The sequence below is a fragment of the Acetanaerobacterium sp. MSJ-12 genome (genome assembly GCF_018917875.1).
In the GTDB taxonomy this organism is placed as follows: domain Bacteria; phylum Bacillota; class Clostridia; order Oscillospirales; family Ruminococcaceae; genus Bittarella; species Bittarella massiliensis.
Genome location: NZ_JAHLPK010000007.1, coordinates 131,297 through 152,710, shown reverse-complemented (window position 1 = coordinate 152,710; position 21,414 = coordinate 131,297). Strand labels below are relative to the sequence as shown.

General features: G+C 64.6%; 24 protein-coding genes. 13 read left to right on the top strand and 11 right to left on the bottom strand.

Going from position 1 to position 21,414, the window contains the following annotated elements; all coding sequences use genetic code 11:
* Positions 1-45: 45 nt before the first annotated feature.
* From KQI11_RS09485 to KQI11_RS09475, 3 genes are read left to right on the top strand one after another with little or no spacing between them, the layout of a single operon-like run.
* Positions 46-702 (top strand): histidine phosphatase family protein, encoded by a 657-nt coding sequence (locus tag KQI11_RS09485; protein ID WP_185916350.1) that lies wholly within the window; start codon positions 46-48, stop codon positions 700-702.
* 20 nt (positions 703-722) lie between these two features.
* Entirely contained in the window at positions 723-1,163 is a 441-nt protein-coding gene (gene ruvX, locus KQI11_RS09480) for a Holliday junction resolvase RuvX (RefSeq protein ID WP_021660347.1), read from the top strand.
* Positions 1,160-1,522, top strand: coding sequence for a VOC family protein (locus KQI11_RS09475; protein ID WP_216401939.1), 363 nt, complete (start codon positions 1,160-1,162; stop codon positions 1,520-1,522). The genes ruvX and KQI11_RS09475 overlap by 4 nt, the downstream gene beginning before the upstream one ends.
* Positions 1,523-1,614: 92 nt before the next feature.
* Here KQI11_RS09475 and KQI11_RS09470 read toward each other — a convergent pair whose 3' ends face one another.
* On the bottom strand, positions 1,615-2,334 hold the full coding sequence (locus KQI11_RS09470) for a tRNA threonylcarbamoyladenosine dehydratase (protein ID WP_216401938.1): 720 nt from the start codon (positions 2,332-2,334) through the stop codon (positions 1,615-1,617).
* Between the two features lie 658 nt (positions 2,335-2,992).
* Positions 2,993-3,337: a DUF1292 domain-containing protein gene (locus KQI11_RS09465; RefSeq protein WP_185916348.1), complete on the bottom strand. Its 345-nt coding sequence runs from the start codon at positions 3,335-3,337 to the stop codon at positions 2,993-2,995.
* 257 nt (positions 3,338-3,594) lie between these two features.
* Here KQI11_RS09465 and KQI11_RS09460 point away from each other — a divergent pair, with 257 nt between their 5' ends.
* Positions 3,595-4,296 carry a peptidylprolyl isomerase gene (locus KQI11_RS09460; protein ID WP_216401937.1) on the top strand — a complete coding sequence of 234 codons (702 nt, stop codon included), beginning with the start codon at positions 3,595-3,597 and terminating at the stop codon, positions 4,294-4,296.
* 397 nt (positions 4,297-4,693) lie between these two features.
* Positions 4,694-5,629 (top strand): ribokinase, encoded by a 936-nt coding sequence (gene rbsK / locus KQI11_RS09455; protein WP_216401936.1) that lies wholly within the window; start codon positions 4,694-4,696, stop codon positions 5,627-5,629.
* Between the two features lie 325 nt (positions 5,630-5,954).
* Here rbsK and KQI11_RS09450 read toward each other — a convergent pair whose 3' ends face one another.
* The 3 genes from KQI11_RS09450 to KQI11_RS09440 are packed head-to-tail and all read right to left on the bottom strand — an operon-like array spanning position 5,955 to position 7,902.
* Complete coding sequence (locus KQI11_RS09450; RefSeq protein ID WP_216401935.1) at positions 5,955-6,812, bottom strand: YfjL-like protein; 858 nt, start codon at positions 6,810-6,812, stop codon at positions 5,955-5,957.
* Positions 6,809-7,420, bottom strand: coding sequence for a zf-HC2 domain-containing protein (locus KQI11_RS09445; RefSeq protein ID WP_216401934.1), 612 nt, complete (start codon positions 7,418-7,420; stop codon positions 6,809-6,811). Before KQI11_RS09445 ends, KQI11_RS09450 begins: the two co-directional genes overlap by 4 nt.
* Positions 7,417-7,902: an RNA polymerase sigma factor gene (locus tag KQI11_RS09440; RefSeq protein ID WP_216401933.1), complete on the bottom strand. Its 486-nt coding sequence runs from the start codon at positions 7,900-7,902 to the stop codon at positions 7,417-7,419. Before KQI11_RS09440 ends, KQI11_RS09445 begins: the two co-directional genes overlap by 4 nt.
* Positions 7,903-8,104: 202 nt before the next feature.
* Here KQI11_RS09440 and KQI11_RS09435 point away from each other — a divergent pair, with 202 nt between their 5' ends.
* Positions 8,105-8,776: an HD domain-containing protein gene (locus KQI11_RS09435; protein WP_059003639.1), complete on the top strand. Its 672-nt coding sequence runs from the start codon at positions 8,105-8,107 to the stop codon at positions 8,774-8,776.
* A 3-nt stretch (positions 8,777-8,779) separates the two neighbouring features.
* Here the strand turns inward: KQI11_RS09435 and KQI11_RS09430 are convergent, their stop codons facing one another.
* Complete coding sequence (locus KQI11_RS09430) at positions 8,780-9,406, bottom strand: Crp/Fnr family transcriptional regulator (RefSeq protein ID WP_185916342.1); 627 nt, start codon at positions 9,404-9,406, stop codon at positions 8,780-8,782.
* A 248-nt stretch (positions 9,407-9,654) separates the two neighbouring features.
* Between KQI11_RS09430 and KQI11_RS09425 the strand changes: the two genes are divergently transcribed.
* A complete protein-coding gene (locus KQI11_RS09425) occupies positions 9,655-10,746 on the top strand; it encodes a BMP family ABC transporter substrate-binding protein (RefSeq protein ID WP_185916341.1) in 1,092 nt (363 codons plus the stop codon).
* A gap of 25 nt (positions 10,747-10,771) precedes the next feature.
* Positions 10,772-11,758: a nucleoside hydrolase gene (locus tag KQI11_RS09420; RefSeq protein WP_185916340.1), complete on the top strand. Its 987-nt coding sequence runs from the start codon at positions 10,772-10,774 to the stop codon at positions 11,756-11,758.
* A gap of 129 nt (positions 11,759-11,887) precedes the next feature.
* Here KQI11_RS09420 and KQI11_RS09415 read toward each other — a convergent pair whose 3' ends face one another.
* The 4 genes from KQI11_RS09415 to KQI11_RS09400 all read right to left on the bottom strand — a co-directional run bounded on the left by KQI11_RS09415 (position 11,888) and on the right by KQI11_RS09400 (position 14,784).
* Entirely contained in the window at positions 11,888-12,358 is a 471-nt protein-coding gene (locus KQI11_RS09415) for a hypothetical protein (protein WP_185916339.1), read from the bottom strand.
* Positions 12,351-13,214 (bottom strand): AraC family transcriptional regulator, encoded by an 864-nt coding sequence (locus KQI11_RS09410; protein WP_216401932.1) that lies wholly within the window; start codon positions 13,212-13,214, stop codon positions 12,351-12,353. The genes KQI11_RS09415 and KQI11_RS09410 overlap by 8 nt, the downstream gene beginning before the upstream one ends.
* A 137-nt stretch (positions 13,215-13,351) precedes the next feature.
* On the bottom strand, positions 13,352-14,260 hold the full coding sequence (locus KQI11_RS09405; protein WP_216401931.1) for an NAD(P)-dependent oxidoreductase: 909 nt from the start codon (positions 14,258-14,260) through the stop codon (positions 13,352-13,354).
* A 29-nt stretch (positions 14,261-14,289) separates the two neighbouring features.
* On the bottom strand, positions 14,290-14,784 hold the full coding sequence (locus KQI11_RS09400) for a deoxycytidylate deaminase (RefSeq protein WP_021660367.1): 495 nt from the start codon (positions 14,782-14,784) through the stop codon (positions 14,290-14,292).
* Positions 14,785-15,007: 223 nt separating this feature from the next.
* On the opposite strand from KQI11_RS09400, the gene cdd reads away from it, so the two are divergent.
* The 4 genes from cdd to KQI11_RS09380 all read left to right on the top strand — a co-directional run bounded on the left by cdd (position 15,008) and on the right by KQI11_RS09380 (position 18,995).
* Positions 15,008-15,415, top strand: a complete 408-nt coding sequence (gene cdd, locus KQI11_RS09395; protein WP_185916335.1) for a cytidine deaminase — start codon at positions 15,008-15,010, stop codon at positions 15,413-15,415.
* A gap of 3 nt (positions 15,416-15,418) precedes the next feature.
* Positions 15,419-16,306: a 16S rRNA (adenine(1518)-N(6)/adenine(1519)-N(6))-dimethyltransferase RsmA gene (gene rsmA / locus KQI11_RS09390; RefSeq protein WP_216401930.1), complete on the top strand. Its 888-nt coding sequence runs from the start codon at positions 15,419-15,421 to the stop codon at positions 16,304-16,306.
* A 1,607-nt stretch (positions 16,307-17,913) separates the two neighbouring features.
* On the top strand, positions 17,914-18,348 hold the full coding sequence (locus KQI11_RS09385; RefSeq protein ID WP_216401929.1) for a hypothetical protein: 435 nt from the start codon (positions 17,914-17,916) through the stop codon (positions 18,346-18,348).
* Between the two features lie 17 nt (positions 18,349-18,365).
* Positions 18,366-18,995 carry a TetR/AcrR family transcriptional regulator gene (locus KQI11_RS09380; protein WP_216401928.1) on the top strand — a complete coding sequence of 210 codons (630 nt, stop codon included), beginning with the start codon at positions 18,366-18,368 and terminating at the stop codon, positions 18,993-18,995.
* Between the two features lie 279 nt (positions 18,996-19,274).
* Here the strand turns inward: KQI11_RS09380 and KQI11_RS09375 are convergent, their stop codons facing one another.
* On the bottom strand, positions 19,275-20,189 hold the full coding sequence (locus KQI11_RS09375; protein ID WP_216401927.1) for a phosphotransferase family protein: 915 nt from the start codon (positions 20,187-20,189) through the stop codon (positions 19,275-19,277).
* A gap of 216 nt (positions 20,190-20,405) precedes the next feature.
* Here KQI11_RS09375 and KQI11_RS09370 point away from each other — a divergent pair, with 216 nt between their 5' ends.
* Positions 20,406-21,260, top strand: a complete 855-nt coding sequence (locus KQI11_RS09370; protein WP_185916330.1) for an aldo/keto reductase — start codon at positions 20,406-20,408, stop codon at positions 21,258-21,260.
* The last annotated feature ends 154 nt before the right edge of the window (positions 21,261-21,414 follow it).

Here is a 21,414-nt window from a genome sequence, read left to right as displayed (position 1 = left end):
CGCCCTGCGGAGGAGCGCCCCTGCGAGAATTGGAGTTGTGTAGCCATGACCACCATCTACTTTGTGCGGCACGTACAGGCCGCGGGAAACATTCAGCGGACCTTTCAGGGCGCCATCGACACCGACATCAGCCCCCAGGGGGAGATCCAGTGCCAAAACCTCACCGACTACTTTGAGGATGTGGAGCTGGACAAGGTGATCTCCTCCCCCCTGCGGCGGGCGGTCCGCACCGGCGCGGCCATTGTCGGCGGGCGGGAGATCCCCCTCTACACCGACGAGCGCATCAAGGAGATCTCGGCCGGCGTCTGGGAGGGGCAGCCCATCGACCAGCTGGAGAGGGACTACCCCGAGGCCTTTCGCACCTGGCAGAGCGAGCCCTGGAACTTCGCTGTCGAGGGCAGCGAGACCATGCGCCAGGTCTTTGCGCGCTGCGCGGCGGCGGTGGAGGACATCCTGTCCCAGAACGCGGGCAAGACCCTGGCGGTGGTCTCCCACGGGTGCGCCCTGCGCTCCTGCATCGCCGCGGCGCTGGGGCTGCCGGTCGAGGGGTTGGGCCAGGTGGAGTGGGTCCGCAACGGCGGCGTCTCCAAACTGGTGTTTGCCGGCGACCAGATTCCCGGCAAGGCGGAATTTCAGGGCTACACCGGCCACATCGACGCGGGCACCATTCTGCACGGCGGCACCTTTTACAGCCGCAAGTAGGGGCAAAGGGGGAAGAGAAGATGGTCATTTTGGGGGTGGACTACGGGGACGTGCGCACCGGCCTGGCCCTCTGCGACAGGGGGGAGATGCTGGCCCGTCCGGCCGGGGTCATCTGCGAGCCGGGGCTGGACAAGACCGTCAAGGAAATCGTGGCCTTTGCCCTGGACAACGGGGTGGAGCGGATCGTGGTGGGACTGCCCAAAAACATGGACGGCAGCCGGGGCGAGCGGGCCGAACTCTGTGAAAAGGTGGCCCGCAAGATTGCCGGGCGGCTCAACGCCACCCCCATCCGGGTGGACCTGTTTGACGAGCGGCAGACCACCGTCTCGGCCATCGGCATCCTCAACGAGCAGAACGTCCGCGGCAAAAAGCGCAAGGAGACGGTGGACGCGGTGGCCGCCACCCTCATTTTAGAGGCCTACCTCCGCCGCCGCAAGAACGAGGGGGAGGCGGAAAGATGACCGGGCTGACCGCCTTTTTCCCCACCTGTGATCTGGCGGCCTGCCGCCGCTTTTACACCGGGGCGCTGGGCCTTTCCCTGCGCCAGGAGGGGGAGGGCCAGTTCATCGTGGACACCGGGCGGGGCTGCCTGGGCTTTGTGGACTACGGCGACGGCCGCCCTCTGGCCCAGGGGGTCTGTCTCTCCTTTGACTGCGCCGACCGGGCCGAGGTGGACGCCGTCTACGCCCGGCTGCAGGCGGCCGGCCTTCCCACCCTAGGGGAGGGGCCCTGCCACCACCCCCGCTTCCCGGTCTACTCCTTCTTTTTAAAAGACCCCAACGGCTACACTCTGGAGTTCCAGAAGATCGACGGGGAATAGCGGCAGTAGAAAAAGCGCTCTCCCATCCCCATTTACTGGGGTGGGGGAGCGCTTTTGCAGACGGTGGAGAAAATGAGGTCTGCCTTTTCCTTTTAGCAGGGAAGGCCTAGCAGCCGCCGCACCACCAGCGAGGCCAGGGTGTATCCGGCCACCGGGGGGACAAAGGAGACGCTGCCGGGGGAGTGCCGCCCCTGGGGGGAGTCGCCGGCAAACCCCTCCGGCGGGCGGATGACGGGGGCGGTGGAGTAGACCACCTCCAGCCGCTCGATCCCCCGCTTGCGGCAGAGGGAGCGCATCACCCGGGCCAAGGGGTCGCCGCAGCCGCCGGTATCGTAGAGGTCGCCCAGGTGAAACTGGGTGGGGTCGAGCCGGTTGCCGGTGCCCAGGCAGCACACCAGGGGGGTACCGGCCCCCTGGCAGCCCTCGATCAGGGCCAGCTTCGAGGTGACGGTGTCGATGCAGTCCACCACGTAGTCGGGCCGCCAGGCCAGCAGTTCGGGCAGGGTATCGGCGTCAAGAAAGCAGTCCCGCTCCTCCACCCGGCAGTCGGGGTTGATGGCGCGCAGCCGCTCCCCTAGCACCGCGACCTTGCGCCGGCCGACGGTCTCGGCGGTGGCCAGCAGTTGGCGGTTGCGGTTGGTGTCGTCCACCCGGTCGTGGTCCATCACCAGCAGGTCGCCGATGCCGCAGCGGCAGAGGGCCTCGGCCGCCGCGCCGCCCACCCCGCCGATGCCGATGACGGCCACCCGGCTGCGGCGCAGGGCGTCGCACCCCTCCTGGCCGATGACGAGGGCCTGTCTGTCCAGCCACATGGGCTCCACTCCTCTCTCGAATCGTCGAAAAACGCCCGTTGCCGGGGCAAAAATGGCAACAAAAATCCCGCGATGCCGTCTGCAGCCAAGTTAAAACCCGCTTTTTTCAAAACAGGGTGGATACGGGCTCCTTCGCACCGCGCGCTCCCTTCGTCCCCTTGCGGGGGAGGTCTGCAGTTGGTGAGAAGAGACGACCTTCCAATTACATACTTGTAGGATTATAAAAGGCTGCAACAAGTCGAACACCGCAGGACGGAGTATCTCTGCCACTGGCAGAGATACTCTTCGAGGCTACCCTCATTTTTTCTATGGAAAAAATGAGGGCTTTACGCCTCGGACAGGGTCGGAAGATAGATGGGGTCTGCCACCGGCAGAGGTGACCTTCGAGGACACCCTCATTTTTTCTACGGAAAAATGGGGGGGGCTTTATGCCTCAGACGGGGTCAGAAGATAAATGGGGCCTGCCACCGGCAGAGATGACCTTCGAGGCTACACCCATTTTCTTTGGGGAAATAGGTGCTTTACGCCTCGGACGGGGCCAGAAAGTCAGATGATCCTTGCCACCGACAGATGAATTTTCAGATACGCATTCGGGAAACCGCACGGGGGAGGGGAGCTACGCTTCTATCCTCTTCAGCTTTCCCGGGGGAAAAGGGGGTTATTCCTCCTCTTCGATGTCGTAGAGGTCGCTCAAGCGCTCGATGAAGATTTGGGCGATCTCGCCGAACTCCTCGTCGTCTTGAATGGGGGTAAAGACTGCCTCCTCGCCCTCGTCCTCCTCCGACTTCATGATGACCAGCTGGCCGTCGCTCTCCAGCATCTCCTGGGGCTGGTCGTACATGGGGATGAGCGCGGTGTAGAGGACACCGTCTTTTTCCATCGAGTCCACCAGCTCAAAGCTGTGCTCGCACCCGTCCTCGTCGCTCATGGTGACGATATAGGGCTCGCCGGTCTCCTGCTCGTTCTCGCTGCCCTCGGAAAGGGGCTCAAAATCCTGGGCCATGGGAATGACCTCCTCATTTGCTGATGGGCAAGGGGCCCTGCTTGCAGGGGCCTTTGCGCGGGAGGCGGCCGGTCGCCGGCGCCTTCTCCCTGTCCTTATTGTACCCTCTTTGCAGGGGGTTCGTCAACAGAAAAAGGCAGCCATTTTTCACCCCCGTCTCCGGCCGCCCCAATTTGCCAAAAAGCGCCCGCATTTTCTTGCATTTGCCGCCAAAACAGGGTAGGATAGGGGTTGCAATCCAATCGGGAGGGCGCGCAATGAATCAAAAAATTTGGTCTGTCCCCCTGGCGCTGGCGCTGGCTTGCAGCCTGCTCTTCGCCGGGTGCGGCACGGACAAAAAGGAGAGCGGAAGCAAGATGCCTATGCAGTTTCAAACCCCGGCCCAGGACGCGCCTGTGGCCGTCATGCACACCAACCAGGGGGACATCTCCCTGGTCCTCTTCCCCGAAAAGGCCCCCAAGGCCTGCGAGAACTTTCTCACCCACGCCAAGGACGGCTACTATGACGGAGTCATCTTTCACCGGGTGATCGAGGGCTTTATGATCCAGGGCGGCGACCCCGAGGGCACCGGCCGCGGCGGCCAGAGCATCTGGGGCCGCGTCTTTGAAAACGAGGTCAGCGGCGACCTGCGCCACTTTGTGGGGGCCCTCTCCATGGCCAACGCCGGCCCCAACACCAACGGCAGCCAGTTCTTCATCGTCACCGGCGACAAGGTGGACCCCTCGCTGCTGGAGCAGATGGAGCAGCTGAGCTGGCCGCAGGAGATCATTAAAGCCTATCGGGAGAAGGGCGGCAGCCCCCATCTGGACGGCGGCTACTCGGTCTTCGGCCAGGTCATCGCCGGGCAGGAGGTGGCCGACGCCATCTCCAAGGTGGAGACCAGCGCCGGCGACAAGCCCAAAGAGGACGTGGTGATCCAGTCCATCGACGTGACCACCTACGGCGAGTGGGCCCAGTAAAAAAGAGAGCGGGGGCGCCCTGTCGGCAGTGATGCCGGCAGGGCGCCTTTTTGTCAGAGAAAACCCCCGGCTGTGCCGGGGGTCCAGAAAAGCTTTGGCGCTGCGAAGAGAATAAAAATCCCTTTTGATACCATAAAAGTGCGGTCTGCCAACTGCACAAAAGGCTCAAACAGCCCTGCTGGTGGGTCACCATTGCGCCGGGGAGGAGTAAAACCCGGTCGAACACGGCAAATATTTGCGCCATCCTGCACAAGGAAAGCCCCCTTTTTTGGCTAGATTTCCAATTTTGCAAAAACGTTTTTACAACCGGTTGACGGGGCCTCTCCGAGAAGGGTACAATGGGTCTATCAAGAAGTGTCCCGGCCCCTCGGCGGGCCGGTGAGGGGAGAGATGTTCGATGGCAAAACCAGTGGTGGTATTCGGCAGTTTCGTGGTGGATCTGATGGCCCGGGCGGACCACCTGCCCGTGCCCGGCGAAACGGTCAAGAGCGACCTGTTCAAGATGGGGCCCGGCGGCAAGGGCTTTAACCAGGCGGTGGCCGCCAAGCGGGCCGGCGCCGAGGTGGAGATGGTGACCAAGTTGGGCAAAGACAGCTTTGCCAACGTCTGCCTGGAGATGATGGAGGGCGAGGGGATGGACCGCTCCCACGTCTTTGTCACCGACAGGGCGTCCACCGGCGCGGCCCTCATCATGGTGGATGAGCACACCAGCCAAAACCAGATCCTGGTGACCCTGGGCGCCTGCTCCACCTTTGACGACGCCGACATCGCCCAGGTGACCCCCCTCATCGAGGGGGCGGGCATCCTGCTGACCCAGCTGGAGACCAATGTGGACGCGGTGGAAAAGGTGATCGACATCGCCCACCGCAGCGGCACCAAAGTGGTGCTCAACACCGCGCCGGTGCAGCCCATCACCGACGAGATGCTGCGCCAGGTGGACGTGATCACCCCCAACGAGGTGGAGGCATCCATCCTCACCGGGGTGGAGATCAAGACCCCCGACGACGCCCTGAAGGCCGCCCAGGTCTTTTTGGACAAGGGGGTGGGTCAGGTGGTCATCACCCTGGGCAAACAGGGGGTGTTGGCGGTGACCCCCCAGCGCCACCAGCTCTTTGGCAACTACGACGTGCCGGTGTTGGACACCACCGGCGCGGGGGACGCCTTCAACGGCGGTTTTGTGGCCGCCCTGGCCGAGGGGAAGGACCTCTTTGAGGCCTGCGCCTTCGGCAACGCGGTCTCCAACCTGGCGGTGACCAAGATGGGCACCTCGGTGGCCATGCCCCACCGCGCCGAAGTGGACGCCTTCATCGCCGCAAACGGCCTGATGGGATAGCGCATAACTGCGCCAAAAAAAGCGGCCCGCCCCTGTTGCAGGGGGCGGGCCGCTTTGCCTGCCGCTCGAGCGCCCAAGAGCCCCGGTCCTGCCGGGGGACAAACAGGCTCTCTGGAGGGAAGTACGCCAAGACCAACGGCGCAAAAGAAGGGCGGTCTCGGAGTGCGGAAGATGCGAAAGGGCCTCCCGACTTGCCGGTTGACCGGCGGCAGGGGCGGCGCGCCCCCAACAGTTCGACGCCCCTTGTGGAGGTGCACCGGAACGGCGCCCCTCTCGGGCCTGTACCCACCGCCCGCTTTACCATCGGCTTCGATTGGGCAGGGGACTATTCCTCTTTGCGGTGGATGTAGACGGTGAGGCGGTTTTCGTCGAGGGGCTCCCCCTTTTCCAGCCGGCCGCCGCTCTCCTCCATCTGCTGGCGCTCCTCCTCTTCCCGGGCCTCCCCTTCCCGCTGGGCGGCCTCCAGCCGGGCGAGGAGTTCGCCGCTCTCGATGTCGGCGGGGGTGAGGCCGTCGATCATGATGGTGGTGCCCTTCTCGGTGGTGGTGAAAAAGTGGTAGCGGGCAAAGGTGCAGCCGGCCGCCGTCAGCTTTTGGTGGGCGGCCTCGAACATCTCCGCCAGGGCGGGGAGGGAGTCGTCCTCCCAGTCGGCGCGGATGGTGAGCTCCCACTGATCGGAGAGGGATTTGGAGAAGGGGACGTCCAGCGGCAGGGCGCGAACGACCGCCTCGGAGGAGCTGCCCTTGCCCCCCAGCGTCACCATCGAGCTGTTCCCCTCCAACCCGGGGACTGCTTGGAGGAGGGGGATCACCTCGGCGCTGTAACTCTCCTCCAGCCGCTGGCGGGTGTTCCAGCGGTCGGTGACATAGGTGCCGTAGTCGTCGTACTTGACCCGGCCGCCCCGCCAGTAGACGGCAAAGTGGGTGTCCTCGCTGTTGGGGCTCTGCACCTGGGCGGTGTACTCGCCGAACTTGAAGTTGTAGCGGGCCTTCCCCACCTGCCACTCCTGCTGGGGATAGGAGGCCTGTACGTAGGCGACGATGTCCCGCCGCGCCATCCAGGCAGAGAGGGGGTTGCCCACAAAGGCGTTTGCCAAAAAGGCCAGCAGCGCCATCAGCAGCAGGGCGGCCGCCAGGGCCAGAACTTTCAGGGCGGTTTTCTTTCGGGTTCGGTTGGCGTTCATTTTGCACCTCCTGGGTGGTGGGGTCGGGCGGGGCCGTCGGGCTCCCGCCGAAAGACAAAGGCCAACAGCCTGGCGATCACCGCCCCCACCAGGGTGAGCAGGCTGTAGATCAGGGCCATCAAGAAGGGGGAGAAGAGGAGGAGGGAGAGCCCCTCCCCCCACCCCGTGCTCCCGGGGCGGGTCAGCAGTTCCCAGCCGGCGCGGAGAAACAGCCAGAGGTAGGTCAACCCAAAGCAGCCCAGGGGCGCCCAGGGCCAGCGCCTGCCCAGGGCCAGGGCCCCCGCCGCCCCCGCCAGGGGGAGGAGGATCAGGTTGTAAAACATGTTGGCCGAATAGGTGATGGCGAGCCCCACCAGGCAGCCCAGCCCGGCCAGCAGCAGCCCTCCAGCCAGCAGCCGGCGGCGCAGGGCGGCCAGCACCCGCTCGTCGCTGGGGGGCGAGGGGGGGAGAAAGGGGGTCTCTCCGGCGGTCTCGGCCCGGCAGGACGGGCAGTGGGCCAGGTGGTCTTCCACCAGGCGGCGGCTCTCCTCGCTGGCCACCCCGTCGCAGACCAGGGGCCAGAGGTCCAGGCAGACCTGGCAGGGGATGTCGGTTCGTTCACCGCTCACAGCGATCCCTCCTTTTCCAGCGCGGCGCGCAGCCAGCGCTTGGTGCGAAAATCGATCACCCGGGCCGACGCCTCGGAAATCTGCAGACGCCCGGCGATCTCGGCGTAGGGCCAGCCGTCGGCCCGCATCCGCACCACCGTTTCGGCCGGGTCGCCCCGCCGGTGCAGCAGCTCCCCGATGCGCGCCAGGGTCTGGCGGCGGCAGAGGTCGTCCAGCCCGTCGGCCAGGTAGAGGCCCAGCCGCTCGTCGAGAGGGGCGTGGGCGCGCCCTTTTTGCAGCTGCCGCAGCCAGACGTTGCGGGCAATGCCGAAGAGCCAGGTCTTGGCCGTGGACTCCCCCCGAAAGGCGGGGAGGGCCCGCAGCGCCTCCAAAAACGTTTCGGAGAGGAGGTCTTCGGCCAGATTTGGGTCCCGCGCCAGCCCCAGCAGGTAGCGGTAGACATCGTCCCGGTACTGCCGGTAAAAGCGCTCGATGGGGTGCAAGGCGGCTCCCTCCTCTCCGGCCGTCGGGCCCGTTGGGGTGTCTTCACCTATCTGTCGTCAAAATGGGGCCCGGCGTTACACCCCCTCTCGAAAAAAAGGGGCAAAGCGCAAAATTGTTTGCTTGACGCGGGATAGGATGGGTGCTATCATCAAACATTAAAAACAGAGTGGCTGCGCCCTGCAGCCGAGAAGGAGGAGCGGGATGAACGAAAACACCATCACCTACGAGGACATTCGCAGCAACCCAAAAATTCGCACCTACATTCAAAAGGCGGACGAGATGCTCTCGGCCCTGGGCTTTACCGAACACTCCTTTGCCCATGTGACCCTCTGCGCCCAGAAGGCCGGCGACCTGCTGGCGGCCCTGGGCTACTCCCCCCGGGAGGTGGAGCTGGCCCGCATCGCCGGGTTCATGCACGACATTGGCAACACCGTCAACCGGGTGGCCCATGCCCAGTCGGGGGCGCTGATGGCCTTTCGCCTGCTGGAGGAGTTGGGGATGGCGCCGGAGGAGGTGGCCACGGTGGTGGCGGCCATCGGCAACCACGACGAGGGCACGGCCCAGCCGGTCAACCCCGCCTCGGCAGCCCTGATCCTGGCCGACAAGTCGGACGTGCGCCGCAACCGGGTGCGGGGCCCGGTGCGCCACCACGAGATCCACGACCGGGTCAACTACGCCGTCACCAACAGCAGCCTGCAGCTCTCCGAAGACCGGTCGGTCATCCTCCTGCGGCTGGAACTGGACAGCGCCATCTCCGACGTGATGGACTACTTTGAGATTTTCATGCAGCGGATGGTCCTGTGCAAAAAGGCGGCAAACTTCCTCAAGCTGCGCTTTCACCTGGAGATCAACGGGGTGCTGCTGGTCTCGTAGGGGCTAGAGCTGGATGTACTGCCGGAGTAGGCCGGGCTTTAAAAAGGTGATGGACCGATCTGTGCAGAGCAGGATCCCCTCATTCTGAAACGCCTGCAGATAGCGGTTGACCGTCCGCACGGTGCTGCCCAGCAAGTCGGCGGCCTCCCCCTTGTGGAAGGGGACGGTCCTCTTCTGCCCACCGCAGAGCCCCCACAGATATTCGGCAAATCGGTCTTTCACCGAACGGCCGAAGGTGTGGATGACGATCTGGGTGTAGTTGCCGATGCTCTGGGCGCAGTACTGGGCCTCCCAAAAGGCCAGGGCGGCGTCGCTTTTGAGGAGGTCGACAAACGCCCCGGCCCCGATCTTCAGCGCCAGGCAGGGGGTTTCGGTCACGATTTCAATGCTCGACCCGCGGGGCGCCAGGGCGTTTAGGTCCCCGATGAAGATGTGGGGGCCCAGTCCCTCTTCCGCCAAATTGCTGCCGTTGGGGAGGGGGCGCAGAATGCGCACCGACCCCTCTACTAGGTAGTGGACGTGGGTGGAGATCTCCCCCACCGAGGCAAGGACCATTCCCGCGGGGAGGGCAAGCTCTTTCCAGCGGTGAAGATAGCCGCCCCGCTGCATGATTTCATAGGGAGTTTCCATTTGCACAGCCTCCTAAATGGCAATTTACACAAAATAGAACAAGCGTATTTGTGAATTGTTTCGGGACGATGGCCCTAAGAGCCGTTTCCGTTTTTGCTTTATAATAGGCCTGACCTCTTGAGGCGCGGGGCGGGTGATCCGGAGCTCCTTTCCTGCGATGAGATTGTTCGGCCTGGCGGCGGTGGCTGAAGGGTCAGCCTGCCGCCGGCACTCTGCGGATATGGACTGGGTTTTTAGGAGGAGAAAACATGAAAAAACAGATGGCTATTTTTTTGTCTCTGGTCACGGCCGGCAGCATCCTGCTGACCGGTTGCGGTGAGCAAAAGGGGACCGACAGCGGGGCAGGCGATGGCAGCGGTGAAATCAAAAGCGTGGCCTTTATCACCGGCGCCTTGGGTGATAAGTCCTTTGCCGACCTGGCCTGGGCCGGTGTGAAAAAGGCGGGGGAGGATCACGGGATCAAAGCGAAGGTCGTAGAGTACGGCACCGACAAGGCCAAGATCACCCCCACCCTGCTGGATACCGCCGAGGCGTACGATATTGTGATTTTTACCGGCAACGAGTTTGTGGAGGCACTGGAACAGTGCTATCAGGACTACCCGAACACAAAATTTATCGGCTTCGACATCGACCCGGATTACGACCTGAAGATGGAGAATGTCTTTGCCATCACCTACATGCAGCACCAGGGCGAATTTTTGGCCGGGGCGCTGGCCCAGAAGATGTCGAGTACCGGGACCATCGGCTGCGTCATGGGGATGGAGTCGGTGGGGATCAACGACTTCCTGGTGGGCTATATCCAGGGGTCCACCTACGCCAACCCCAACGGCAAGGTGGCCAGCTCCTACATCGGCAGTTTCAGCGACACCGCCAAGGCCAAGGAGTTGGCCCTGGTACAGGTTCAGCAAAACCGGGCCGATGTTCTCCACCAGGTGGCCGGCGGCGCCGGTCTGGGCGTCTTCTCCGCCTGTCAGGAGAAGGGGATCTGGGGCATCGGGGTGGACGCCGACCAGCGGGAGTTCTTTGTGGATTCCCAGCCGGGGATCGCCGACACCATCCTGACCTCGATGACCAAGCGCAACGACACCTCTCTGTACAAGACCATCGGCGAGACCATCAAGGGGGAAACGCCCTACGGCACCAAGGTGAAATGGGGGGTCAAAGAGGGGATCACCGTGCTGGCGGAAAACGACTACTACCAGAAAAACGTGCCCCAGGAGACCCGCGACTACATCGGTGAGCTGGAGGGAAAAATCGCTTCGGGCGAGCTGAAGGTGGAGACCGCCTACGGCATGGAACAGAGCCGGCTGGTGCAGCTGCGTGACGGGGTAAAACCCTGACAACAGACGATTAGGAGGAAACGAGATGAACTGCCCTCCCATTTTACAGCAGTACTTTGAAGCCGGATACGGCCGCGAATGGCCCCAATCCGCCTGCAGCCCCGACTTTTTGGCCCGGCGCTTGCAGCGCCCCGAGGGGGGCAAGCGGCTGGCAGTGGTGCTGGACACCGACACCTTTAACGAGGTGGACGACCAGTACGCCCTGGCCTACCTGCTCAAAAATCCCCAGCGCTTTGACCTCAAGGCTATTTTAGCCGCTCCCTTCCAAAACATCAAGGCCGAGACCCCGGCTTTGGGGATGGAGCGCTCCTACCAGGAAATTTTGCGGGTCTTAAAATTGGTGGGACAGGAGGAGAAGGCCGAACTGGTCTACCGGGGGGCGGAGCGCTTTCTAAAAGGCGAGACCGAGCCGGAGGACACCCCAGCCGCCCGGCGGCTGGTGGAGTTGGCCCTGGCCCAGCCCGACGACGAACCCCTCTATGTGATCGGCATTGCCGCCGCCACCAACCTGGCCTCCGCCGTGCTGCTGGAGCCCGCCATCTGCCAGAAGATCGTAGTGGTCTGGCTGGGCGGCCACAGCCGGGACTGGCCCAACTGCAAGGAGTTTAACCTTCTGCAGGACATCGCCGCCGCGCGGGTGCTTTTGGGGACGGGCCTACCGGTGGTACAGTGCCCCTGCAATGGGGTCACCAACTCCCTGGCCGTCACCGGCCCCGAGTTGGAGCACTGGCTGCGGGGGAAAAACCCCCTCTGCGACTACCTCTGCGACGTCACCGAGAAGGAGGCGGCCATCTACCACCAGGAGGGCTGTTGGAGCCGCATCATCTGGGACGTGGCCCCGGTGGCCTGGCTGATGGAGGGCGATTTCGCCCAGAGCCGGCTGGTCACCAGTGTGCAGCCCTCTTACAGCGGCTACTACGAGGTGGGCTCCCTGCGCCACCTGATGGGCTATATTTACAGCATCGACCGGGACAGGGTGTTTACCGAGCTGTTCCGGGTGCTGAGCAGGTGAGTGCCCGCAAGGGCATTTGAAACCTCCCTTTTTTCCAAACCAGAGCGCCGGGGCCTGCGGGTCCCGGCGCTTTTGGCCGCCAAAAACGCCCCCGCCTTGTGATAAAAAGGCGGGGGCGTTTTGCGGACGCTACACGGGCAGTTCGCTCGCGAGCAGGTGCTGGAGGGCGGGGAGGGTCTCCTCCCGCAGGGGAAAGAAGAAGGCGGTGTGCCGGCAGAGCTGCAGCGGCTGTGCGTCCAGGGAGAAGGAGACCCCCATGGGACAGCGGGGGGTGCAGGCCCCGCTCCCCACCAACCGCTTGCAGGGGGCGGCGCGGCGGACGGCGTCCTTCATCCCCTCGGGCAGACTGTCGAGGAGGGCGGCGTCGGCGAGGGCGCGCTGGGGGTAGAGGCGCACCTTGGCCCCTGACTTGCGGCAGACAAAGACCGCCAGGGTGCCCCCTTTGGCCCCCCGCTTGAAGGAGAGGGTGGGCCCGCTCTTGGCCTCTTTAAGGGTACAGGGGCACCCGCCCTCGGCGAGCTGCCGGATCAGGGCCTGGGCCACAGGGCGCTCCCCCTCGCCCAGGGCGGCGAGAAAGTGCTCCGGCGCGCCGTCAGCCACGGGGGGACTCCTTCTTGACCACCGGGATCCAGACTTCGTACTGGGTGTTTTGGGGGTCGGGGTTGAGATAGACCTCCACGTCCGGGCCGTCGGTGTACTCGTAGCCCGAGGTGGGCAGCCACTCGGTGACGATGCGCTGTTCCAGCTCCTGGATGGAGCGGCCGGTGCCGCCGCCGGGGAAGACGGCCCAGGTGAAGGCGGGGATGGTGTACTCCTCCAGCCCCTCGGGCGCCGGCTGGCTGGAGGAGACGGCGATGAAATAGCGCCACTCCTCCTCGTCGCCGCAGGCGCTGACCCCCAAAAGCCCCATGGGCGGGGTGTCCATCAGGGCGGCCAGCCGGGGGATGGTGCCGTCGGTCGCGGCCCGCTCCCACATCTGGGGGACGACGGTGAAGTTCTGCTGGATCTCCCGGTGCAGGGGCGCGCTGATCCCCAGGATGCGGATGGGGCCTCTCTCTTCGATGCGGTAGTTCATTTCCTCCACTCCTTTGACGGTGATTTTGAAACTGACGGGAGGGTAGGATTTCAGGGGCACGCCGCCCTTTTTGGCCAGGGACGGGGCGATGCCGTGAACGCCCTGAAAGGCCCGGTTGAAGGCGGTGGGGGAGGCGTAGCCGTAGCGCAGGGCGATGTCGAGGACCGTCTCCTCCCCCCGGCAGAAGTCCACCGCGGCCAGGGACATCCGCCGCCGGCGGACGTACTCGGAGAGGGGGACCCCCGCCAGGTAGCTGAACATCCGCTGAAAGTGATAGGACGAACAGCAGGCAACCTTGGCCGCCTCGTCCAGGTCCAGTTCACCGGCGAGGTGCTCCTCGATATGGCGCACGGCCAGGTTCAGTTGCTCGATCCACTCCATGAAATCCACTCCTTGTCTCTATCATACCGCCGGGGGCGGAAGGGGTCCTCTCTTTTGGCGGCCGGGTCCTGCGAGGCCGAAAAAACGCGCGGCGGCGGGGGAGAGCGCCCCTGCCGCCGCGCGGGAAAAGCGGGTGACTACCTGCCCTGCAAAAAGGCCAGGGCGTTGTCCAGCACCTTGCGGCTGAGCCGCTGGTTCATCTGGAGGGAGGCGCCGGAGCCCCGGTGGGTCAGCAGCACCCCCCGCAGCCCCTCCAGTTCGGGGGCGGCATCGCCGATGCCGCAGCCGTCGCAGAGGTAGTAGTTGTCCCCGTCCTCCGCCAGCCACGCCTTGAGGGCGGCCCGGTCGAAGGTGTCCCCCAAAGAGGTGTTGAGCAGCAGCTTCCCGCCGGTGAAGGCGGCAAACTCCTTCTGGCCCAGCAGGCGGGTCCCCCGGGGCAGGTGGGTGGAGACGGCGTCGCAGGTCTGCAGCAATTCCTTCAGGGGCAGATAGCGGATGCCCAACTCCTTTTCCACCTGGGGCTTGGGGGTGCGGCTGAAGTAGTAGAGCTGGGCGCCGAAAAACTGCAGGGCGCGGGCCAGCTTGATGCCCACCGTCCCCAGGCCGATGATGCCCACCTTGAGTCCCCCCAGCTCCCGCGGCTCCCCCCGCCAGAGGGGCCCCTCGAAGCCGTGGAGCAGGTTGACCAGGGCGGCCACCTCGTACTCGATGACCCCCTCGTCGCCGTAGTCGAAGATGCCGGTCACCGGGATGCCCCGGGCCTCGGCGGCGCGGATGTCCACGTTGGCGCTGTCGGCCCCGTAGAGGCTACAGCACATCCCGATGTAGCGCAGGCCCGGCGCGGAGGCGATGGCTGCGGCGGAGATGGGGGTCTTGTAGGAGACAAAGAGGGCATCGCACCCCGCCATCCGGCGGACGGTCTCCTCCTCGCTGTCGGGGGCCGTGTCGAAAAAGTCGACCCGGTCGCAGAGGGCGCGCAGCTCCGCCCGCCCCTCATCGGTCAGATTGGTGGGGTCGATGACCACCGCATGGGAAAATCGCTCCATCCTGTATTCCTCCCTCGGTCGATGAAAATTCAGTAGCCCAGCACGTCGGTCAGGGAATCGTCCTCGTCCACCCAGGCGGACTGGACGTCGATGACCCGGTACTCGTCCCGGGTGTCGCGGATGACCACCGTCTTGATGCCGGCGTTGATGATGAGCCGCTTGCACATGGAGCAGGAGCTGGCGTTCTTGACGTAGTCGCCCCCCTCGCACTCCCGCCCCACCAGGTAGAGGGTGGCGCCGATCATCTTCTGGCGCTCGGCGGAGATGATGGCGTTGGCCTCGGCGTGGACGCTGCGGCAGATCTCATAGCGCTCCCCCCGGGGGATGCCCAGCTTGCTGCGCATGCAGTAGCCCAGGTCGCAGCAGTTCTTGCGGCCCCGGGGCGCGCCCACATAGCCGGTGGAGATGATCTCGTCGTCCCGCACGATGATGGCCCCGTACTTTCGCCGCAGGCAGGTGCCGCGGGTGAGCACGCTCTCGGCGATGTCCAGGTAGTAGTTTGTCTTGTCCCGCCGTCTTTCCATATCCGATCCCTCCCAGGTTGCTTTTTCAAGTTGGTGGCGTTTTCTCTATCATAGGAGATTTTGAAACCGTTTGCAAGGAAATCCCCAATTTTCCAGCGGGGGATGGGGGCTGTTCCCAGCCAGAGAAGTGTGCTATAATGGCCGCAGGACAGCCCGCCCGGCGCGACCGGGCCCAAGCGGGCGGCCCCACCGGCCGCCACCTGATTTTGAGGAGGTCATTTCCATGACAAAAGAGCAAGAGAAGATTCTCATCGAAAAATCCATCGCTTCCTGCGAGGGGGCCTACGTGCCCTACAGCGGCTTTCACGTGGGCGCCTGCGTGCTGGGCGAGGACGGCAAGTTCTACACCGGCTTCAATGTGGAGAACGTCTCCTACGGCGCCACCATCTGCGCCGAGCGCTCGGCGGCCATCAACATGATGACCAACAGCTCCTCCCGCAAGATCCTCGCCCTGGCCGTGGCCGCCGGCGACACCTGCGACACCATGCCCTGCGGCATCTGCCGGCAGTTCCTCTGCGAGTTCATGGAGCCCGACGCCCCGGTCTACACCGTGGCCAGAAACGGCGACTACATGGTCAAGACCTTTGCCGAGATCATGCCGTTTGCCTTCACCTCCTTCAAGAAGGACTAGCGGATGCCGCAGCTCTGGAAGATCGGCTCCATCAAGGACATCCTCTCCCGGCACGGCTTCACCTTCTCCAAGGCCCTGGGCCAGAACTTCCTCATCAACCCCACTGTCTGCCCCCGGATGGCGGAGGTCTCCGGCGTCACCCCCGACAGCGGGGTGATCGAGGTGGGCCCTGGCATCGGGGTGCTGACCGCCGAGCTCTCCAAGCGGGCGCGCAAGGTGGTGGCCATCGAACTGGACGCCCGGCTGCTGCCGGTGTTGGAGGAGACCCTGGGCGAGCGGGAGAATGTGACGGTGGTGCACGGCGACATCCTGAAGATCGACCTGAAAGGGCTCATCGATCGGGAGTTTGCCGGGATGGAGGTCTGCCTCTGCGCCAACCTGCCCTACTACATCACCTCCCAGGTCATCATGCGCCTGCTGGAGGAGCGGCTGCCCCTGAGGTCCATCACCGTGATGGTGCAGAAGGAGGCGGCCGCCCGCCTCTGCGCCCCCCTGGGCAGCCGGGAGTGCGGCGCAGTGACGGTGGCGGTGCGCTATTTCAGCGAGCCGCGGGTGGTCTTTGGGGTCTCGGCGGGGAGTTTTCTCCCCGCCCCCAAGGTGGACTCGGCGGTGATCCAGCTGGCGGTGCGGGAGCGCCCCCCGGTGGAGGTGGAGAGCGAGCGGGCCTTTTTCCGGGTGGTGAAGGCCGCCTTTGCCGGCCGCCGCAAGACCGCCGTCAACAGCCTCTCCATGAACCTGGGGCTGCCCAAGGAGACGGTGTCCGCCGCCTTTGCCGGTGCGGGGATCGCCCCCACCGCCCGGGCGGAAAACCTCTCCATGGAACAGCTGGCCGCACTAGCGGCCGTCCTCTTCCCCCAGACGGGATCGCCGCAGGGTGAAAAAGAGAGATGACAGAAACCGTTCTCGCGGGCCACATGTAGGCCCGCGAGAATGTTTTATAAGCGGGAAAGGGGGACACCTCTTTCTGTGCGGTGGAGATCGGGGGAGTTCAGGACTGTGGTCTGTTTGCCGAGCAAAAAGGCGCCTGCGGCCACCGCCTTTGCCGGTGCGGGGATTTGCCCAACCGCTCGGGCGGAAAACCTCTTCATAGACCAGCTGGCCGCACTGGCGGCCGCCCTCTTCCCCCAGACAAGATCGCCGCAGGGTGAAAAAGAGAGATGACAGAAACCATTCTCGCGGGCCACATATAGGCCCGCGAGAATGGTTTATAAGCGGGAAGGGGGGACACCTCTTTCTGTGTGGTGGAGATCGGAGGAGTTCGGGACTGTGGTCTGTTTGCCGAGCAAAAAGGCGCCTGCGGCCGCCGCCTTTGCCGGTGTGAGAATCACCCCCACCGCCCGGGCGAGAAACTCTTCCATGGACCAGCTGGCCGCACTGGCGGCCGCCCTTTTCCCCAGACGGGATCGTCGCCGGATGAAAAAGAGAGGTAACAGAAGAAAAAGTTCCCGCGGGCTGCCAGGCCTGTGGGGATTTTTTTGTGTAGGGGAGGAGAAGGGGACGGGAAGGGTTCGGGGCTGTGAGCCGAGACAAAAGAAGTGGTTTCCGCCAGCTTTGCCGGTGTGAGACCCCCCACCGCCCGGGCGGAAAACCCCTCCATGGACCAGCTGGCTGTGTCGGCGGCCGTCCTTTTCCCCGGACGGGATTGTCGCCGGATGAAAAAGAGAGGTAACAGAAGAAAAAGTCCCCGCGGGCTGCCAGGCCTGTGGGGATTTTTTTGTGTAGGGGAGGAGAAGGGGACAGGAAGGGTTCGGGGCTGTGAGCCGAGGCAAAAGAAGTGGTTTCCGCCGCCTTTGCCGGTGTGAGCCCCCCCACCGCCCGGGCGGAAAACCCCTTCCATGGAACAGCTGGCCGCGCTGGCGGCCGCCCTTTTCCCCCGGACAGGATTGTCACAGGGTGAAGAAGAGGGATAACAGGTCAAAAAATCCCCGCGAGCCGCGTAAGCCTGCAGGCTTTTTTGAGCGGGAGGGGGGAGACGTCTTCTTCGCGGCGGAAGTTGGAGGGATTTTTCTGTAGGTGGGGGGTAAGGGGGATGTCTTTTTCTGCGCGGCGAAGGCCGGGGCGGCTCAGAGCTGCCTGCCAGGGCTCAACAGACGACGCCCATTGGCTTTGCCGGGAGGGGGCATTTGGAGGGCCTCTCGGCGAGGCTGCTTTTCATCTCGTCTCCCCCTCCTTTTTTCGAGTGGGTCGTCGCGAAGGGGAAGGGCAGCTCACTTTGTCCACAAGCTGTCGGGTCAGCGGGCTAAGATGGAGGCGGGAGCAGCCTTTCTCCATCTGCGCAAGGGGGAGAATCGGCGGCAAGCCCACCTTCTCCACGCAAAAGGACAGGTGTTTCTCGCCCCCCGAACTGCCGACGCATCTGGGCTCGCAGGGGTGGCGGGAGGGAACACCTGCGGGTCTGCACCCAAAATAGAAAAACCGCTTGACAAGAGAACGATTGTTAGCTAACATAATGGCGAACGAATGTTAGCTCAATGGTGGCCTGTCGCCGAGGAGGTTTTATGAAACTCTATTTTGGAAAGTCGACCCTGACCACCCTGCTGCTGGCGGGGTTTGTGGCCTATGCGGCCCTCGCCTTCTGGCGGCGGGCGGAGATCCAGCACTGGGGCCGCAGGACCCTGTTGGTGTTGGCCTGGGGGCTGGTGCTCTGTGTGCAGGCCGCCGTGCGGGACGGCTACCACCTCTCGGTGCAGCACGCCATCGACGGCAGCTGTGCCCCCGGCCTCTTTGCCGCCGCGGGTCCCCAGGCCATCGTCGGCGGGGCGCTGGCGGCAGCGGCGGTCCTCTGCGCGATCGTTACCCCCCTTGTGGGCAGCCAGTCGGGGCGGCGGGGGTTGTTTTTCGCGGCCACCGGGTGTATGCTGGTGAAAATTGCCTTTGTGGAGCTCTCCCGCGTCTGGTTCTGGCTGTCGGGGAGCACGGGCTGGAAATTCTGACGGAAAAGAGGGATCGTATGCCCAGGCGAAATACCAAGGAGATCATTTTGGAGAGAGCGCTGGGCCTCTTTTCCCAGCGGGGGTACGCCGGGGTCAGCGTGCGGGACATCGCCGCCGCCGTGGGCATCCGCGAGAGTTCGCTCTACAAGCACTTTCCGGGCAAGCGCGCCATCTTTGACGCCATTGTGGAGGAGATGCGGGGCCGGTATGCCGCCGCCGAGCGGGCCCTGCGGGTCCCCCAGGCGGGGGAGGGGGACCTCGCCGCGGCCTACGGCGAGATCGGGCTGGAGCAGCTGGCGGACCTCTGCCGGAAGATGTTCCTGCACAGCACCCGCGACCCCTACGCCGCCCAGTTTCGCAAGATGCTCACCATCGAGCAGTACGCCTCGCCCGAGGTGATGGAGACCTACCGGGAGTTCTTTTTGGACGGGCCGATCGCCTTTCAGAGCGAACTCTTTTCCCGGATGATCGCCCAGGGGTATTTTCGCGAGGGGGATGCAAAGGCCATGGCCCTGCAGTTTTACGGGCCCATCTTCCTGCTGCTCTCCCGCTGCGCCGGGCCGGGGGACGAGGCGGACTGCCTGGCTCTGTTGGAGCGCCATGTGGCCCAGTTTGCCGCCGACCACGGGAGCGGTGCAGAAAAGTAGAGAGAGGGGCGACCGGTGATTCGGTCGCCCCTCTCCTTTTGACTGTCATTGCAAAAAGGAGGGGGTGGGCGGCGCTCCGCCTGCGGGCCGGCCGCCCGACTTTGCGCGAGGCGCTTGCCGCAGAAGAGCGGCCCGATCCCGCCCTCTCCACCGGTATTTCGCGGGGAGGGATGACCGGGTGTCCCCCCTCTGCTGGGGGTGCGATCCCCGCCCCGCGCTGGCGAGAGTCAAAACCGGGCAGAGCCCAGGGAGAAAGAGAGGGGCGGAGGCCGCCGCTCTCTAGGCAGAGAGCCCCTTCCACCCCCGGTACCAGTGGGGGATCAGCTGGGCAAAGCCGTCGTAGTCGGCCAGGGCGCTGCGGCAGCGCGCCTGCATATCCGCCACCTTGGCGGGGCCAAAGGCCTCGGCCCAGTTGACGGCGCCGAGGGAGTTGTAGGCCACGTAGGCCGCCAGGACCTGCCAAAAGGGCTCCGGTGGCTCCCCCTGCCAGTAGCCCTGCACCTGCCCCACCGAGAAGGGGATGCTGACGGGGACGTCAAAGGCCTGGACCATGCGAAACTCCTCCCACCCGTCGCCGACGCGCTGGCGGTTGAAGTCGATGACCCCCACCCGCCCCTGTGGGGTGAAAATCAGGTTGCCCAGGTGAAAGTCGCCGTGCAGGTAGACGGCCGGTCGGGCTGCCAGCAGGGGCAGCTGGGTTTTGACCAGGTCGAGGGCGGCCTGGTCCCCCTCGACCCGCGCGCCGCCCTGCTCGTACCGGGCCAGCTTGTCCAGCCGCCGGTCAGTCAGGTCCTCCGCCCCCTCCCCCGGCGAGAGGGGGAGGCTGTGCAGCGCCCGCAGGAACTGGCCGGCCTCCCGTCCCAGCCGGTACTGCTCATCCGGCGCAAGGCGGGGGAGGGCGGTCTCCAGCGACTCGCCCTCGACCCATTCCAGCAGCATGTAGAGGGACCTGCCGCCCTGGCACTCGCCCATCTCCACCGCGCGGGAGAGGGGGAAGGGCAGCTCGCCAAAGCGGCGGATGCGCCGGTACTCCACCTCTTTTTGGGGGCGCTGCTGTGCATCGGTGATTCGCAGGAGAAAGTCCTCTCCCGCCCGGGTGCGCACCCGGTACTTTCGCTCGGCCGACCAGCCGGCGAGGATGGGGGTCACCTCGTCCCAGCGCCCGGCGCCGGGGATGTCCTGCCACTCGCTCACACGCGCTTCCTCCTTTTTGGGCCGCCTTTCTGGCGGCATTTTGCCGTGGTAGGGAAAGGATACCACCCGGCGGACAAAAAGACAATGGCGCGGTCGCTTTTTTGAAGGGGAAATGGAAAAAGTTCACAAAATCTTCCCTTTTGCTCCGGCGCGCCGATGGTATACTAAAGACGGCCTATGGCCTGTACGGGAAACACGAGAGCCGGGAGGTTTGGAATGAAGGACCTACAAGACTGCTATATTTTGAAAAACGGCGTCAAAATGCCCTGTGTGGGCTATGGCACCTACAAGACCCACGAGGAGGAGACCTACCGGGCGGTGCGGGCGGCCATCGACATCGGCTACCGCCACATCGACACCGCCTCCCTCTACGGCAACGAGGCGGCGGTGGGCCGGGCCATTCGGGACTGCGGCCTGCCCCGGGAGGAGCTGTTTGTCACCAGCAAACTGTGGAACGACGACCAGGGCTACGAGTCCACCCTGGCGGCCTTTGCGCGCACCCTGGAGCAGCTGGGGATGGACTACGTCGACCTCTACTTGATCCACTGGCCCATCCCCGAGGGGCGGGAGGGGGACTGGCAGACCCTCAACCAGGAGAGCTGGCGGGCCATGGAGGAGCTCTACCGGGCCGGCAAGATCCGGGCCCTGGGGGTGAGCAACTTCCTCCCTCACCACCTGCAGTCGCTGATGGACACGGCGCAGGTGCCGGTGATGGTGGACCAGCTGGAGATCCACCCCATGCGCCACCAGCGGGAGGCAGTGAACTTCTGTCAGCGAAACGGCATTCAGGTGGAGGCCTGGGCCCCCCTGGTGCGGGGGCGCGCCTTTGATGACCCGGTGCTGCGCTCGCTGGCCGAGAAGTACCAGAAGACAGTGCCCCAGATCTGCCTGCGCTGGAGCATGCAGCAGGGTATCGTCCCCCTGCCCAAATCGTCCCACGAGGGGCGGATCCGGGAGAACGCCGACATCTTTGACTTCGCCCTGGCCCCCGAGGACATGGCAAAACTCCTCTCCCTGGACGGCGAGCTGGGGGTGGGCCGCCACCCCGACCACTTCGGCGAGAAGAAGTAGCGTCTGCCCGGCTGCAAAACCTGTCGATCGGTGGGCGCACAGCGGTGGAAAATAGCGGTTTTGGTTGCTTTTTGACCTCCTTTTGTGCTATCCTTAAAACCAAGTAAGGCCGCGCAGGCAGCTGTGCTGTTGGCGCGGCCGGTTTAAGAGGAGT